The organism is Variovorax sp. YR634 (assembly GCF_900106655.1).
GTDB lineage: Bacteria > Pseudomonadota > Gammaproteobacteria > Burkholderiales > Burkholderiaceae_C > Variovorax.
Window position 1 is genome coordinate 189,444 of record NZ_FNOL01000008.1, and the last position, 13,698, is coordinate 203,141.

Here is a 13,698-nt window from a genome sequence, read left to right on the forward strand (position 1 = left end):
AACCGATGGTTAAGGACAGGCGCAGCGAGCGCTGCTACATCACCTTGACCGCACGCCCGATGAACTGGATCGGCCCCGTCGGCCGGTCGATAGGCGAGCCGTTCTCAGGCTCCAGCGTGAGTTCGAACAGCTGGTTCGGCTCCAGCGGCGGCAGCTTGTCGATGGGAATGCGCAGCGTCTGCCCCTGCTTGACCAGCCCCAGCGACACCGGTCCGCGCCACTGATCGGCCTTGGTCCAGAACTGAAGCGCTTTCTGCGGCGGCACCTCGAACGTGCCCAGCGGCACCAGGCTCAGCTGGCGCGACGAGGTGGTCTGAATCACCCAGCCCGGCGACTTGTCCTGCGGGGCGACCAGCACCACCATGTACTGCGGCTGAGGCAACGGGCGAGTGACGAGCACCGCAACCATCAGTGCGGCGGCAGCGAACCCGCCAGCGGCCAGGCCACGCCAGAGCTGAAGGTTGTTCCACCAGCTTGAGAACGCCGACGGACGCGCGGGCTTCGGCTTCGCTACGTTGCCAAGGCTCTGCTCGATGCGCGCCCACAGCGCGGGCGACGGGTCCGCCGGGGGCGCAAGCGCGGTCAGTGGCAACAGCCGTGCCTCCCAACCCTGCACGGCTTCGCGCAAAGCCGGCTCGGCATGCATACGCGCTTCGACCGCCGCACGCGCGCCAGCCGACAGCGTGCCCAACACGTACTCGCCCGCCACTGCGTCGATGTCGTCGTCGGTCGGGTTGTTGCTGCCGCTCATGCCATGCACTCCCGCAGCGCGCGCATGCCGCGCTGGATCCAGGCCTTCACCGTGCCCAACGGCGTTTGCAGCCGCTCGGCGATCTCGCCATGCGAGCAGCCTTCGACATACGCATAGAGGATGCAATCGCGCCGCGCCGGCTCCAGCCCTTTCAGGCAGTTGTCGAGCCTGCCCAGATCGGCGCGCAATTCGAATGGATCGCCAGCCGAGGCATATGCCGCCAGCGCGGCCTGGTCGTCGATGGCCTCGGCGGCGTCTTCGCTCACGTCCACCTGGCGCGCGCCGCTGCGCGCCATGTTCAGCGCCGCATTGCGCACCACGCTGTAGACCCACCCGCGGCCTTCGCCGCGCGCCGGATTGAAACTCTCCGCGCGCTGCCAGATGCTGATGAAGGCATCGTGCAGCACGTCTTCGGCCTGCTGGCGCTGGCGCACGATGCGCAGCGCCACGCCCATCAGGTAGCGGCTCTCGCGCTCGTACAGCTGCTGCAAAGCCTGGCGATCGCCGCGTGCGCAAGCCATGAGGGCGGCGTCGTAGTCGAAAGGCGCGACGGGAGGCGGCGGGTTTTGCACCGGCCGATGGTAGTGGAGCCAATGGCCCCACTGCTGAATCACCCGCCGATCAGGACGCCTTCCAGAAGATGTAGTCGGCCTGGTACTGCACGACCTGCTTCTGGCCCTTGGTGGCCGGCGTGCACGGCACGGCAGCCGGAGCCACGCCGCCCTGCAGCGCTACGCGCTGGATATAGGTAACGCCCGTCATCGCGCCCGAGCCCACCGCCGGGTTGGCCTTGACGAGCTGGAACGGCAGGCTGGTCGGCCCCGAGGGTGCGACAGCCAGTTGCGTGGCCGTGAGCTTGGAGCCGTCGTTCGCCTCCCAGGTGGCCGGCGGGCCGTAGTACTTGCCGACCTGCTTGCCGCTGCGGTCCCACAGCTTTGCATCGGGGCCAACGAACACCCACTCGGTCTGGCCCGGGGCATTGGCCTTGTCGCGGCATTCGTACGTGATGTCGCCCTTGCCGATGGTTTCCATGGCGACCTTGTTACCGGCCGGCACCTGGATGGTTGGCGGCAGGCTGGACTGGTTGAAGGCGGGGCCTGAAGACATCGAACCGCAGGCGGTGAGTACGGCGGCAGCGGCGGAGACAGCGCCGAGAACGGCGAGCGAGCGGGTGGGACGGGAGGTGTGCATGGAAATACTCCTGGGTTGTAGATGGGCAGCAGCAGCTCCTCGCTGCTGAAGGGTCTACACGCCAGGGGTGGGTTTGGATGCAGGGGGAGCGAAAGATTTTTTGGACGAGCAGCGAGCCCTGAATTGAATGTGCGTCGTACCGTGAAATACGAACGGCCGTTTAACGATAGACAACAGTGCTTACTCGCTCGGCCACGTACACCTCCTGGGTCATCAACTCTGGGTGTATTGAATGGATCGAAAGGTTCTTGTGGTCGGCGATCCGCCGGCTCCTGGTGGGCGGGTGCTGCCCTACGACGGCCCGATGCTCGATATGTTCGGCCGCCGCGCCGCATTGATCGGCGGCAGGGCTTACTGCGAAGGGTGCAACAGCGTCGGCATCATTGCTAAGGCGGGAGGGCCACGGCGCCCGCAGTTCATATCGGAGGTAGTTGGAGGGGGATGTGGTGGTATGCCACTGCCCGGTGCCGCAACCGCTGCTGTCGATGCTGCAGCAATCGGCGGTTTATGACGATGACGCCGCGCATGCAACTGGCTTGTCCCCGTTGGCTTCGACAACGACCATGCCCTCCAGTCCCGAGATGGCTGCCTTCAAGAAGACAGTGGATGACAACGTCACACATCCGCCCGAGGCTGAACAAACCGAGAACATCTGCCCAAACATGACCAACAAGGCATTCGCTACACACGCAGCTGAGAGCGTCCATGGGGCAATCTCGAACATGACGACGCGCACAAGATTAGTAAATTCTGTTTATTTATACAGTATGTACTTGGTCAACTGACCGGTCAAGTTGACCAAAGGACCTTCCGATTTATTGACTCCATCGCAACTATCTTCTGCCCCAACCCCCATTTATCCGCAAAGGTAACCGCAAGACACTCCTCTACATCCAAGAAGGAGTGCTCTCATGCCAATCGCCTTGCTCGCGCTGACCCTCAGCGCCTTCGCCATCGGGACGACCGAGTTCGTCATCGTTGGCCTCATCCCCACTGTGGCCGCCGACCTCGGCATCGGCCTTCCCTCGGCCGGCCTGCTGGTCAGCCTCTATGCGCTGGGCGTTGCCATCGGCGCGCCGGTGCTCACCGCCCTCACGGGCAAGCTGCCCCGCAAGGCGCTGCTGCTCGGGCTGATGGCGCTGTTCACGGTCGGCAATCTGCTGGCGTGGAAGGCGCCGAGCTATGAATCGCTGATTGCCGCCCGCGTGCTCACGGGGCTGGCGCACGGGGTGTTCTTCTCCATTGGCTCGACGATTGCCACCGGCCTGGTGCCGAAGGAAAAGGCAGCGAGCGCCATCGCGATCATGTTCACGGGCCTCACGGTGGCGCTGGTCACGGGCGTGCCGCTGGGCACGTTCATCGGCCAGCACTTCGGCTGGCGCGAGACTTTCCTGGCCGTGTCGGCGCTGGGCGTTATCGCCTTCATCGGCAGCTGGATCTTCGTGCCAAGCAACATCCGCCACACGCCGCCGGCCTCGTTGGCGCAGCAAGCCAAGGTGCTGGCCGAGCCGCGCCTGTTGCTGGTGTATGCGAAGACGGCCATCGGCTATGGCGGCTCGTTCATTCCGTTCACGTTTCTCGCGCCGATCCTCACTGACGTGTCTGGCTTCAGCGCCGGCGCGGTGGGCTGGGTGATGCTGGTGTACGGCATCTCGGTGGCGGTGGGCAACATCTGGGGCGGCAAGCTGGCCGACCGCATGGGCCCGATTCCGGCGCTGAAGATCATCTTCGCGCTGCTGGCCGCGGTGCTGCTGGTGTTCAACTTCGCGGCGCCGCACAAGTGGCTGGCTCTGCTGGCGGTGCTGATGTGGGGCGCGGTGGCTTTCGGCAATGTGCCGGGGCTGCAGGTGTATGTGGTGAAGCAGGCCGAACGCTTCACGCCGCAGGCGGTAGACGTGGCCTCGGGCCTGAACATCGCGGCTTTCAACCTGGGCATTGCCGGCGCGGCCTGGGCCGGTGGGCTGATCGTGACGCACCTTGGGCTGATGCACACGCCGTGGATTGGCGCACTCGTCGTGCTGGTGTCGCTGGCCCTCACGCAGTGGAGCGGCACGCTCGACCGCCGTGCCGGCATTCCGGTTCGCGCTTCGGGGCCGGTGCCGGTCGGTCACTGAACCCCCTCTTTTTTTCAACACACAAGGACAACACACACCATGAACACGAACAACAACACCATTCCCGCCTTCGGCCTCGGCACCTTCCGCCTGAAGGGCCAGGTGGTCATCGACTCGGTGAAGAACGGCCTCGACGTGGGCTACCGCACCATCGACACGGCGCAGATCTATGGCAACGAAGCCGAGGTGGGCCAAGCCATTGCCGAAAGCGGCATGGCCCGCAGCAGCCTCTTCATCACCACCAAGATCTGGATCGACAACTACGCCAAAGACAAGCTGGTGCCCAGCCTGAAAGACAGCCTCGCCAAGCTGCGCACAGACCATGTCGACCTCACGCTCATCCACTGGCCCTCGCCCGGCAACGCGGTGCCGGTGGCCGAGTTCATGGGCGCGCTGGCCGAGGCCAAGGCACAGGGGCTCACGAAGCGCATTGGCGTGTCGAACTTCAACATTGCGCTGATGAAGGAAGCCATTGCGGCCGTGGGCGCGGAGCAGATCGCAACCAACCAGATCGAGCTGCACCCCTACCTGCAGAACCGCAAGATGGCTGAGTTCGCGAAGAGCCAGGGCATTCACATCACTTCTTACATGACGCTGGCTTACGGCAAGGTGCTGGGCGACCCGGTTATCGAAGCGATTGCCAAGGCGCACGGCGCGACCACGGCGCAGGTGGTGCTGGCGTGGGCGATGCAGCTGGGCTACGCGGTGATTCCGTCGTCTACCAAGCGTGCGAACCTTGAAGGCAATCTGCGCGCGCAGCAGCTGAAGCTGACGGATGAAGAAATGGCGCAGATTGCGGTGCTCGACCGCAATGAGCGCCTGACAGACCCGGCCGGTCTGTCGCCGGCCTGGGACTGAGCTCCCGACGCTCTTCCTCTCAACCCGCGCTGCCCACGGGCTTGAACCCCCAGGCCTGCGCCCGGAACCCGGTGAAGCTGATGGGGCCGGCCACGGCGCTGGCTTCCACCTTGTTGTCGGCGAGCCCGATGACCAGCGGCGCATTCGAATTGCTCGCCCCGGACTTGCACTGGATGTACCAGTAGCCGGGCTCCTCGGTGGACAGCAGGCTCCAGAGTTGCCTGTCGGCATCGGACAGGCCGACGGGCATCATCACGACGGGCGTGGGCACGACCGGGGAGTCGGGCTGCAACGTCAAGACGAACCCGGTGCCCATCTTTGTCTGCAGGTACCACCAGCCCGGTGCCTGGGGTGCGGGAACGAACAACCATTGCTGGTTGCCGACCTGCGGCAGCTTGAGCGTGTACCCGATGACCCCTGCGCCCTTGGCGGGGTTGTTGCCGCTCACGTCCAGCACGTAGTGGTCGCCTGGCAGGTACTGGATGTTGTAGGGCCCGAGGTCCAAGTTCTCCACGGGGATAGCGGGTGCTGGCGCTGCAGCACCTGTTGCGGTGATCGACATTGTCGTTTCTCCTTTCCTGGAATGCGTTTGCTTGCAGGTGATGCTCAGGTCCGCACCGAGCCGAGCGCGTGTTCGACCCAGTACAGCTGCAGCAGGGCTTCGGCGTCCGCGGTGTCCGCGTTCGCGCCCTTGTCCTGCAGCAGCTGCAGGGCCTGCGGGTAGACCGTGTTCTCCGGAATGAAGAAGGGCAGCGTCGGGTTGATGTTGATGTAGCGATCGCCCAGCAGCATCTTGGCGAGCATCGGCATGAGTTCGGTCGAAGTGCCGTTCAGGCTCATGTCGAGCACCGGCGACGACTTCAACTGGTTCATGAGGAACGGCGGCGAATTGTTGAAGGGATTCGCATCGCCGTTCATCCACTGGTCCGCACCCCAGCCGTGGGTATCGCTGGCAACCCAGTCGGGCATGTAGCCGGTGCCGAAGGTGATGGCGGTAATGTCCTCGAGTGCATGGCCCGCCTTCACCGCCAGGGCGATTGCCGCGACCGTGGGGTCGTGGTTGAAGAAGCAGCCGTCGACGTTGCCGTCGAGCGAGCCCAGTTGCCCGGGCATCGCGCCGCTCGACGTGGCCGCCTTGGCGATGGTCACGTCGCCATGGTCGGGGATCATGTTCGTGTACATGACCGGCTGCCACGGTATGGCCGTCTGCACAGAGTTCTGCACTTCGAGTCCGCCGACATTGAAGGTCACGAAGAGCGCTTTCTTCAGGTAGATATCCTGGACCTTCGCGTCGCCATGCAGCGCAAGCTGCGAGGCGTAGACCTCATCGATCGAATACGCGGGCTCCGTCGGATCGGTGTTCATCTTTTGGTAGAACCCGATCTCCCCGTTCTGGGAGGTGAAGAGATTGATGATGTCTTGCGGCGTCTTTCCCGCCAATAGCTCACTGGTGATGATCGAGCCCGTCGAGCATCCCGCGATGAGGTCGGTGTTGTCGATGATCTGAGGGAACTTCGCGTACAGCTTGTTCAAGACCGATACCGGCATCAGCCCTCGTATGCCGCCGCCGACAAACGAGAGGATGGTGAATTTCTGCTTTTCCGCCATTGCCAACTCCTTTCAAGAGAAATGACTTCCATGAAATAAATTCCCGGCCGGGGAAGCGGAGTCTGGGCGCTGGTTGTGTTTGTCGCTACGAGTGAAATCCCGTTCAATCCATCAGCGTAATTCCGAAGGCCGCGCAACGATTCGGAACGCACCACAGTGGGACAGAAGTTGCGCGAAGGTACTCGTCTTCATGCAGCTGAGTTGCGAAATTCGTCGAGCGCGTACCTAAGTTCGCGCTCCTCTTCAAGGGTCAGCGCAAGTGCCAGTTCGCGAAAGCTGGATTGGTAGCAGGGCAGCATCAGCGCTGCGGTGAGTGCGTTGGCGTTACTCGCGCTGCTGCTGCTGTTGTTTGCGATGTGCGCGTGGCACGCGGCGATGCTTCGATAGATGGCGAGCGCCTGTGCAACCAGTGCGGAGGGTTGCGTTGTCGCGGTGTTCCTGATGCTGCTCATGCCGACTCCTCATCGCGCGCTTCGTATCGCGCCGTGAGGCAACTCTATTCACGCTGGCTTGCAGCGGGGAGTAACAACATCGTCGTGAATCGGGGCGGCTGCCGCGCCGCCCGCCTCGATCGCGTGGGCTCAGGAACCCCGTCGCGTCGCAGCCCAGTCCGAAAGAATCTGCACAGCCTCGCTGTCGAGCTTCTGCTCCGCAGGAAGGCTGCGCTGTGCAAGCGTTGCACCGGCTTCGGCGCGCAGTGCATCTACATCGATGGGGTGCCGCGCCGCCACAGCCACCCCCTTGAATGCCTCGCCCGACTGCGCGAGCGAGGCCGCGTAGTACAGCTTGGCGATGCCCGCGATGTGCATCGCCGCCACGCACATGGCGCACGGCTCGCACGAGGTGTAGAGCTCGCAGCCCGACAGGTTGACGGTGCCGAGCTTGCGGCAGGCGTCGCGGATGGCTTCGACTTCGCCGTGTGAAGTCGGGTCTGAATGCGCGACGGAATGGTTGAAGCCTTCGCCGACGATCACCCCGTCTTTCACGACGACGGCGCCGAAGGGCTCGGTGCCGGGCTCCTGGAGCGCTTGTGCCGAGAGGGCCAGTGCGCGTTGCATGAATTGCTGTTGGTACATGGTGTTCAGGCCTTTCTGGCGCTGCTGTCGAGCGCCGTGAGCGCGTTGGTGGCGTGGTGCGCTTTCGGCGAGAACAGACCCGCTGTGGCAGCGGCATAGCGACGCGGGTCGAAGCACAGCATGAGCGGCAGCAGCACCACCACGACTACGGCAAGGTAAGCCCATGCGAGCGTGAAGCCGCCAGTGTGCTCGCGCACCCAGCCGGTGACGAAGGGCGCGAGCGCGGCGATCATGAAGCCCACGCCCTGCATGAAGCCCGCGAGCGCGCCGGCCTGTGCGGGGTCTGGCAGGTGATCGAGCGCCAGCACCATGCACAGCGAGAACGCACCGCCGAGGCCGAAGCCCAGCACGACGGCGATGGCGACGGCTGGCACGGGCGCATCGAAGGTCAGCGCGCAGAAGCCCGCCAGTTGCGCAACCAACGTGAGCACGAGCCAGGGCCGCAGGTCGCGCCCCCGGCTGCGCGCGATGGCGGGCATGGCGAGCGCGGCGACCACCTGCGCGGCCGTCATCAGCGCGAGCACCGAGCCGCCCTGCTGTGCGGTCCAGCCCTGCTGGGCATAGAAGTGCGGCAGCCACGCGACGAGGCTGGTGTAGCCGCCGTTGATGAGGCCGAAGCACGCCGCCAGCAGCCATGCGCGGCGGCTTGCGAAGCAGCGCAGCCACGAGAGGTTCTGGCGCGGCGCATCGGCGACTGTGAATTCCATGCGCCGCATGTTGAGCCAATACAGCAGCGCGAAGGTTGCGAGCAGGGCCCAGATCGAGAGGCCCGCGTGCCAGTCGGGCTGCGCTCCGCCGATTGCATGCGCCACCCACGGGCTGGCCATGGCGCCGAGCCCGCCGCCGCCCATGATCGCGGCGGAGTACAGCCCCGTCATCACGCCGATGCGCGTCGGGTAGGCCTGCTTGACGACGCCGGGCATCAGCGCCTGAACCAGCCCGACACCCGCGCCTGCGAGCGCCGCGCTCCACAGCAGCGCAGCCGCGCCGCCCGCCACATAGCGGCTCGCACAAGCGAAGGCAATGGCTCCGAGCCCGAGCGCGACACCGCCGCGCGCGCCGATGCGCTGGCCCACTGCCGCGCCGCACAGCGACGTGGCCCCCATCGCGAACATCGGCAGCACCGTGAGCAGCGCCACCGCATGAAAGCCGATGCCGGTCGCAAGGCGTATGGGTTCGAGCAGCGGGCTGCTCGACGTGAGAAAGGCACGCAGGTTCAGCGCCACCAGCACGATCACTACCGCGAAGGCGACGCCTCCGTCACGACTGCGCCCTGCCCTCACAAGGCAGCCACGTCGGCCTGCAGCACGCCGTTGCGCGCCACGATGCGGCCGCCCGCCACCACCAGCTTGCGCACGGGCCGCGAGATCACGGCCTGCGCGACCGTTTGCGCATCGACCAGCACGAGATCGGCGCGGTTGCCGGGCACCAGGCCGTAGGCCTCGAAGCCGCAGCCGCGCGCGCCGGAGTGCGTGACGGTGTCGAGCGCGACTTCGATCTCGTCGTCGCGGCGCAGGTTGTAGCGCAGACCGATGATCATGGCGCGCTCGAGCATGTCGGGGTTGCCGTAGGGCGACCAGGTGTCGCGGATGCCGTCGTTGCCGCCGAGCACGGTCACGCCGGCCTGCCGGCAGGCCATGAGCGGCGGCACGGTGCGCGAGGGCGGCGCGCTGGTGACGAGCACCACGCCGAGCCTGGCCATGCGCGCGAGCAGCGCATCGCGCTCGCGTTCGCTCACGTCGCCCAGACAGAAGCCGTGGCTGATGGCCACCCTGCCCTGCATGCCCAGCGCCTCTGTGCGCTGCAGGATGAGGTCGAGCGAGAACGCGCCCATGGCGCCGGGCTCGTGCAGGTGGATGTCGATGGGGCGCTGGTGCTTGTGGGCAATGCCGAACAGCACGTCGAGCGACTTCACCGGGTCGCCGTCGATGGCGCAGGGGTCGAGGCCACCGAGCACGTCGGCGCCCAGCGCCAGCGACTGGTCGAGCAGCTCGGCCGTGCCGTGCCGGCCCAGCAGGCCCGACTGCGGGAAGGCGACGATCTGGATCTGCTGCACGTCGCGCAGCGCCTCGCGCGTGCGCAGGGTGCCTTCAAGGTGGCGCAGGCCGGCCTGCGTGTCGACGTCTACATGCGTGCGCAGCCGCGTGGTGCCGAGCGCGAGAAAGGCCTTGGCGAGCACCAGCGACTGCGTGGCCGCGTCGTGCCCGCTGGAGTGGCGGAAGGCGCGCTCGTTCTCGATCTTGTCGGTGAGGTTGGTGCCGACTTCGTTGCGGTACCAGTCCATGCCCCACATCGTCTTGTCGAGGTGGGTGTGGCCTTCGACGAGGCCGGGCAGCAGCAAGGCGCCCTGGCCGTCTTCGATGGTGGCGCCGGCCGGTGCGGCAAGCGCGGTGCCGATCTCGGCAATGCGCCCGTCCTGCACCCGCACGTCGAACGGGGAAGCGCCCATGGGGCGCACGTTGCGGATCAGGAGCGATGGCATGTTGAGAGTCCGTTCGTTGAAAGCATCAGGCAGGTTGCGCTGCAACGGTACGCGGCACGATGCGCGCCGTGAAGAGCGCCACGATCACGAACACCAGCGCATTCGTCGCCAGCGCCACGAGCCCGATGTTGAGCGACTTGAAGACGACCGGTGCAGCCGGGAACAGCGTACCCAGGTTCGAGCTGGTGGTCATCATGAAGGCCAGCACCGCGCCGCCCGCCAGGATGCCCGCGAAGGCCGCGTGCTTGTTGCCGAAGGGCTTCTTCATGAGGCTGAACAGCAGCGAAGGCAGCAGCTGCGTGAGCAGGCTCGACGCGAAGATGGCCACCGACACGATGGTGGTGCCGCCGCGCAGCACGAAGTACACCGCCACCAAGGCAAACACCGGCAGCACGCCGCGCGCCACGCGCGACACCTGCTTGTCGGTGGCGTTGTGGGCGAAGCCTTCCTTGTAGACGTTCTTGCCGATCACGGTGGAGGCCGTGAGCAGAATCATCGAGCCCGGCACCAGCGCGGTGAGCACGCCCGTGCCGCCGATCACGCCGACGAACCATGGGTCGAAGGTGTGCTTTGCCAGCCCGAACAGCGCAAGGTCGACCTCCGAGCCCTTGAGCCCTGGCACCTGCAGGATGGCCGCGAAGCCGACGAGGAACAGGAAGGCGATGACCACCTGGTACAGCGGCATCAGGATGGTGTTGCGGCGCACCGCGCTCGCGCTCCTGGCGGCATACACCGAGGTGAGGTTGAACGGGTACAGGTAGTAGCCCAGCGCCGTCAGCAGGATGGTCGAGTTGTACCAGGTGAGGTTCAGGCCTTCTTTCGGAAACTCGAAGAAGCTGGGGTTGGCCGCGTGGATGGCGGTGAACATGGGCGTGACGCCGCCGTAGTAGTGCCACGGCAGGTAGATGCCGAGGAACACGGCGAGCGCGAGGATGAGCACGTCTTTCACGATGGCGATGCTGGCCGAGCCATGGATGCCCGAGAAGAGGATGTAGCTCACCATGACCACGGTGCCGATCCAGATGGCAACCTGCGGCGCGATGGAGCCGTACGAGGCTTCCGACACGATGATGCCGAGCCCGCGCAGCTGGATGGTCAGCAGCGCGACCATGCCCATGAGCGCGACGATGGACACCAGCACGCCGAGCGGACGGCTGTCGTACTTGTGCGCGAAAAAGTCGGAGAACGACACCAGCTTGTGCGCGGTGGCGTAGCGCCAGATGGCCGGCAGCATCCAGAAGGCCATGAGGTAGGCCAGCCCGCCGTAGGCCAGGATGTAGAAGGCCGGCGAGCCCTTGCTGTAAGACCAGCCGCTGGCGCCCAAAAAAGTGAAGGTGGAAAACGATTCGCCCGCCATCAGCAGGAACACCATGATCGCGCCCAGCCCGCGCCCGCCGAGCGCCCATTGCTCCAGGCTCATGGTGCGGCCGCGCCGCGCGAGCACCGCGAGGCCCAGCGCGCCGACGACGAACAGGGCGATCACGCCGAGTGCGGCGTTCATCGGGCGTCTCCCTTGACATCGGCCGCGTCGAGGTCGCCTTCGGCGCGGTCGATGACCACCATGATCAGCGAGGTCAGCACCAGCCAGCTGACGTTCCACACCATCAGGAAGGGCATGCCGAACACGAAGGTGGGCGCGACGGAGGACAGCCATCCCCCGCTGAAGAAAGCGGCTACCGGCAGCGCGGCCAGCCATTTGGCGGATTTCATGGGTTGCCTCGATTCCTGTTCTGGTTGAGATTCGAATTCAATTTTGGTCAACCATATACAATTATTTTGGTTAACCAAACGAGGCGAATGGTACGGAGCGGGAGGGGCCGAGTCAATCCGGGGGATTTCCCGGACGCGACACGGCGCGGGCAATAATCCCCACGCCTATGCCTTCCACCGCACGCAAATCCCCCACTTCCGCCGCCCCTGCAGAGCCCACCGACGCCGACGAAGCCAACGTGGACGAACGCGTCTACGCCGCCGTGTCGAAGGCACTGCTCAGCGGCAAGCTGCGCCCCGGCACTCCCCTGCGCGAACGCGCGCTGGCCGAGGCGCTGGGCTGCACGCGCGGTGCTGTGCGCAAGGTGCTGGCGCGGCTGGGTTCCGAAAAACGGCTGGTGCTGGAGCACAACCGCGGCGCCTTCGTGCCCAACCCGTCCATCGACGACATGCGCGGCATCTACCGCGCGCGCCGCATCGTCGAAGCCGGGCTGGTGACCACGCTGTTCGGCAACCTCGAACGCGAGCAGGTGGCCGCGCTGCGCAAGCACGTGCAGGCGGAGCAGAAGGCGTTCAAGGAAGGCAGGCGCGAAGACTCGATCCGGCTGGCGGGCGACTTCCACCTGCTGCTGGCGGAGATGGCGGGCAGCGACGAGCTGCTGTCGTACATCCGCCGGCTGATTTCGAACACCGAGCTCTACAAGGCGCTGTACGACTCCGCCGAGGCCGCAAGCTGCGCGCCGCGCGAGCATGAGCAGATCATCGAAGCACTGACGACGGGCAAGTCGCTCGACAAGGCGCTGGCCGTGGCGCTGGAGCACCTCGACGAGCTGGAGCAGCGCGTCATCGCAGGCGCGGCAGCCGAGCAGGAGGTGGACCTGGCGACGCTGCTGAACGGCGGCGGCACCACCGCGCACGGGCACAGCCACTGAGGCATCCACGCTTCGCTCGCGGGCGAAGTGTCGGTTGGCAGGGCTCGCGATGATCGGCGCCATGCACACACTCTCCTCCGCCAGCAAGCCCCACACCAACGTCGCCTTCGAATGGGCACTGCTCGCGCTGCTGGCCACCTGCTGGGGCGCTTCGTACACCTTCATCAAGATCGGCGTGGCGACGATCCCGCCAGTCACGCTGATCGCGGCGCGCACGCTGATTGCCGGCTTGCTGCTGCTTGCGGTGCTGCGCATGCGCGGCGTGAAGCTGCCGAAGGAGCCGGCGATGTGGTGGCGCTTCGCACTGCAGGCCTGCCTGAACAGCGTGCTGCCCTTCACTCTCATTGCGTGGGCCGAACGCAGCGTGGATGCGGGCCTGGCGACCATCCTCAACTCGACCTCGCCGATCTTCATCTTCCTGTTGGGGCTGGGCCTTGGCGGCTCCGAGAGGCCCACGCTGCGGCGCCTGTTCGGCGTGGGTGCGGGGCTGGCGGGCATCTGCCTGATCGTCGGCTTCGAGGCGCTGAACGGGCTCGGGCATTCGCTGCTCGCGCAACTCGGGCTGGTGGCCGCCGCCGTCTGCTACGGCTGCGCCGCGATGTTCGGCCGCGTGTTCAAGGGGCTGGACCCGATGGTGCCGGCCGCCGGCTCGCTGCTGAGCGGCACGGCGATGCTGCTGCCCGCGAGCCTCGTGATCGACCGGCCGTGGACACTCGCGCCGTCTGCCGCTTCGATGATGGCGGTGCTCGCGCTCGCGGTGCTGTCCACCGCGCTGGCCTTCACGATCTACTTCCGGCTCATCAAGACGCTGGGGCCGATGTCGACGGCTGCGCAGGCTTATCTGCGCGTGCCTATCGGCGTGATGATCGGGGTGGTGTTTCTTGGCGAGGCACCGGTGCCCACGGCGTGGGCCGGCCTTGCCTTCATCATGGCCGGCGTGATCGCGATGACGATGCCGGCGCGCCGGGCGTGAACT

15 protein-coding genes are annotated in these 13,698 nt (G+C 65.9%); 4 read left to right on the top strand and 11 right to left on the bottom strand.

The annotated features are described in order from the left end of the window. Window positions 1-34 precede the first annotated feature (34 nt). Genes BLV60_RS16375 through BLV60_RS16385 form a run of 3 tightly spaced genes read right to left on the bottom strand, consistent with a single transcriptional unit; the run spans window position 35 to window position 1,942 of the window. Window positions 35-751, bottom strand: coding sequence for an anti-sigma factor (locus tag BLV60_RS16375; RefSeq protein ID WP_093056319.1), 717 nt, complete (start codon window positions 749-751; stop codon window positions 35-37). Beyond that, entirely contained in the window at window positions 748-1,323 is a 576-nt protein-coding gene (locus BLV60_RS16380) for a sigma-70 family RNA polymerase sigma factor (protein ID WP_093056395.1), read from the bottom strand. Before BLV60_RS16380 ends, BLV60_RS16375 begins: the two co-directional genes overlap by 4 nt. A gap of 49 nt (window positions 1,324-1,372) precedes the next feature. After that, window positions 1,373-1,942 carry a DUF3455 domain-containing protein gene (locus BLV60_RS16385; protein WP_176928811.1) on the bottom strand — a complete coding sequence of 190 codons (570 nt, stop codon included), beginning with the start codon at window positions 1,940-1,942 and terminating at the stop codon, window positions 1,373-1,375. A 911-nt stretch (window positions 1,943-2,853) separates the two neighbouring features. On the opposite strand from BLV60_RS16385, the gene BLV60_RS16395 reads away from it, so the two are divergent. After that, window positions 2,854-4,056 carry an MFS transporter gene (locus tag BLV60_RS16395; protein WP_093056323.1) on the top strand — a complete coding sequence of 401 codons (1,203 nt, stop codon included), beginning with the start codon at window positions 2,854-2,856 and terminating at the stop codon, window positions 4,054-4,056. A gap of 39 nt (window positions 4,057-4,095) precedes the next feature. After that, entirely contained in the window at window positions 4,096-4,914 is an 819-nt protein-coding gene (dkgB, locus tag BLV60_RS16400; protein WP_093056324.1) for a 2,5-didehydrogluconate reductase DkgB, read from the top strand. 19 nt (window positions 4,915-4,933) lie between these two features. Here dkgB and BLV60_RS16405 read toward each other — a convergent pair whose 3' ends face one another. The 8 genes from BLV60_RS16405 to BLV60_RS16440 all read right to left on the bottom strand — a co-directional run bounded on the left by BLV60_RS16405 (window position 4,934) and on the right by BLV60_RS16440 (window position 11,790). Beyond that, a complete protein-coding gene (locus BLV60_RS16405; protein WP_143042592.1) occupies window positions 4,934-5,476 on the bottom strand; it encodes an RICIN domain-containing protein in 543 nt (180 codons plus the stop codon). 44 nt (window positions 5,477-5,520) lie between these two features. Beyond that, window positions 5,521-6,522 (bottom strand): patatin-like phospholipase family protein, encoded by a 1,002-nt coding sequence (locus tag BLV60_RS16410; RefSeq protein WP_093056326.1) that lies wholly within the window; start codon window positions 6,520-6,522, stop codon window positions 5,521-5,523. A gap of 188 nt (window positions 6,523-6,710) precedes the next feature. Further along, window positions 6,711-6,974, bottom strand: a complete 264-nt coding sequence (locus BLV60_RS16415; RefSeq protein ID WP_093056327.1) for a hypothetical protein — start codon at window positions 6,972-6,974, stop codon at window positions 6,711-6,713. 129 nt (window positions 6,975-7,103) lie between these two features. Beyond that, the gene (locus BLV60_RS16420) at window positions 7,104-7,598 is read right to left on the bottom strand and encodes a nucleoside deaminase (protein WP_093056328.1); all 495 of its coding nucleotides are present in this window, start codon (window positions 7,596-7,598) and stop codon (window positions 7,104-7,106) included. A 5-nt stretch (window positions 7,599-7,603) separates the two neighbouring features. Continuing rightward, on the bottom strand, window positions 7,604-8,881 hold the full coding sequence (locus BLV60_RS16425) for a cyanate transporter (protein WP_093056329.1): 1,278 nt from the start codon (window positions 8,879-8,881) through the stop codon (window positions 7,604-7,606). Continuing rightward, window positions 8,878-10,080 carry an amidohydrolase family protein gene (locus tag BLV60_RS16430; protein ID WP_093056396.1) on the bottom strand — a complete coding sequence of 401 codons (1,203 nt, stop codon included), beginning with the start codon at window positions 10,078-10,080 and terminating at the stop codon, window positions 8,878-8,880. The genes BLV60_RS16425 and BLV60_RS16430 overlap by 4 nt, the downstream gene beginning before the upstream one ends. A gap of 25 nt (window positions 10,081-10,105) precedes the next feature. Continuing rightward, window positions 10,106-11,581 carry a sodium:solute symporter family protein gene (locus BLV60_RS16435; protein WP_093056330.1) on the bottom strand — a complete coding sequence of 492 codons (1,476 nt, stop codon included), beginning with the start codon at window positions 11,579-11,581 and terminating at the stop codon, window positions 10,106-10,108. Next, window positions 11,578-11,790: a DUF3311 domain-containing protein gene (locus tag BLV60_RS16440; protein ID WP_093056331.1), complete on the bottom strand. Its 213-nt coding sequence runs from the start codon at window positions 11,788-11,790 to the stop codon at window positions 11,578-11,580. The genes BLV60_RS16435 and BLV60_RS16440 overlap by 4 nt, the downstream gene beginning before the upstream one ends. 167 nt (window positions 11,791-11,957) lie before the next feature. Between BLV60_RS16440 and BLV60_RS16445 the strand changes: the two genes are divergently transcribed. Together BLV60_RS16445 and BLV60_RS16450 are read left to right on the top strand one after the other, a co-directional pair. After that, window positions 11,958-12,722: a GntR family transcriptional regulator gene (locus tag BLV60_RS16445; protein WP_093056332.1), complete on the top strand. Its 765-nt coding sequence runs from the start codon at window positions 11,958-11,960 to the stop codon at window positions 12,720-12,722. A 61-nt stretch (window positions 12,723-12,783) separates the two neighbouring features. Next, on the top strand, window positions 12,784-13,695 hold the full coding sequence (locus tag BLV60_RS16450) for a DMT family transporter (protein WP_093056397.1): 912 nt from the start codon (window positions 12,784-12,786) through the stop codon (window positions 13,693-13,695). Window positions 13,696-13,698 lie beyond the last annotated feature (3 nt).

Bases quoted from the DNA above. Each gene is read 5' to 3' on its own strand.
- BLV60_RS16430 (WP_093056396.1), bottom strand. From the start codon at position 10,080: ATGCCATCGCTCCTGATCCGCAACGTGCGCCCCATGGGCGCTTCCCCG.
- BLV60_RS16445 (WP_093056332.1), top strand. From the start codon at position 11,958: ATGCCTTCCACCGCACGCAAATCCCCCACTTCCGCCGCCCCTGCAGAG.
- BLV60_RS16415 (WP_093056327.1), bottom strand. From the start codon at position 6,974: ATGAGCAGCATCAGGAACACCGCGACAACGCAACCCTCCGCACTGGTT.
- BLV60_RS16395 (WP_093056323.1), top strand. From the start codon at position 2,854: ATGCCAATCGCCTTGCTCGCGCTGACCCTCAGCGCCTTCGCCATCGGG.
- BLV60_RS16420 (WP_093056328.1), bottom strand. From the start codon at position 7,598: ATGTACCAACAGCAATTCATGCAACGCGCACTGGCCCTCTCGGCACAA.
- BLV60_RS16440 (WP_093056331.1), bottom strand. From the start codon at position 11,790: ATGAAATCCGCCAAATGGCTGGCCGCGCTGCCGGTAGCCGCTTTCTTC.
- dkgB (WP_093056324.1), top strand. From the start codon at position 4,096: ATGAACACGAACAACAACACCATTCCCGCCTTCGGCCTCGGCACCTTC.
- BLV60_RS16375 (WP_093056319.1), bottom strand. From the start codon at position 751: ATGAGCGGCAGCAACAACCCGACCGACGACGACATCGACGCAGTGGCG.
- BLV60_RS16385 (WP_176928811.1), bottom strand. From the start codon at position 1,942: ATGCACACCTCCCGTCCCACCCGCTCGCTCGCCGTTCTCGGCGCTGTC.
- BLV60_RS16435 (WP_093056330.1), bottom strand. From the start codon at position 11,581: ATGAACGCCGCACTCGGCGTGATCGCCCTGTTCGTCGTCGGCGCGCTG.
- BLV60_RS16410 (WP_093056326.1), bottom strand. From the start codon at position 6,522: ATGGCGGAAAAGCAGAAATTCACCATCCTCTCGTTTGTCGGCGGCGGC.
- BLV60_RS16405 (WP_143042592.1), bottom strand. From the start codon at position 5,476: ATGTCGATCACCGCAACAGGTGCTGCAGCGCCAGCACCCGCTATCCCC.
- BLV60_RS16450 (WP_093056397.1), top strand. From the start codon at position 12,784: ATGCACACACTCTCCTCCGCCAGCAAGCCCCACACCAACGTCGCCTTC.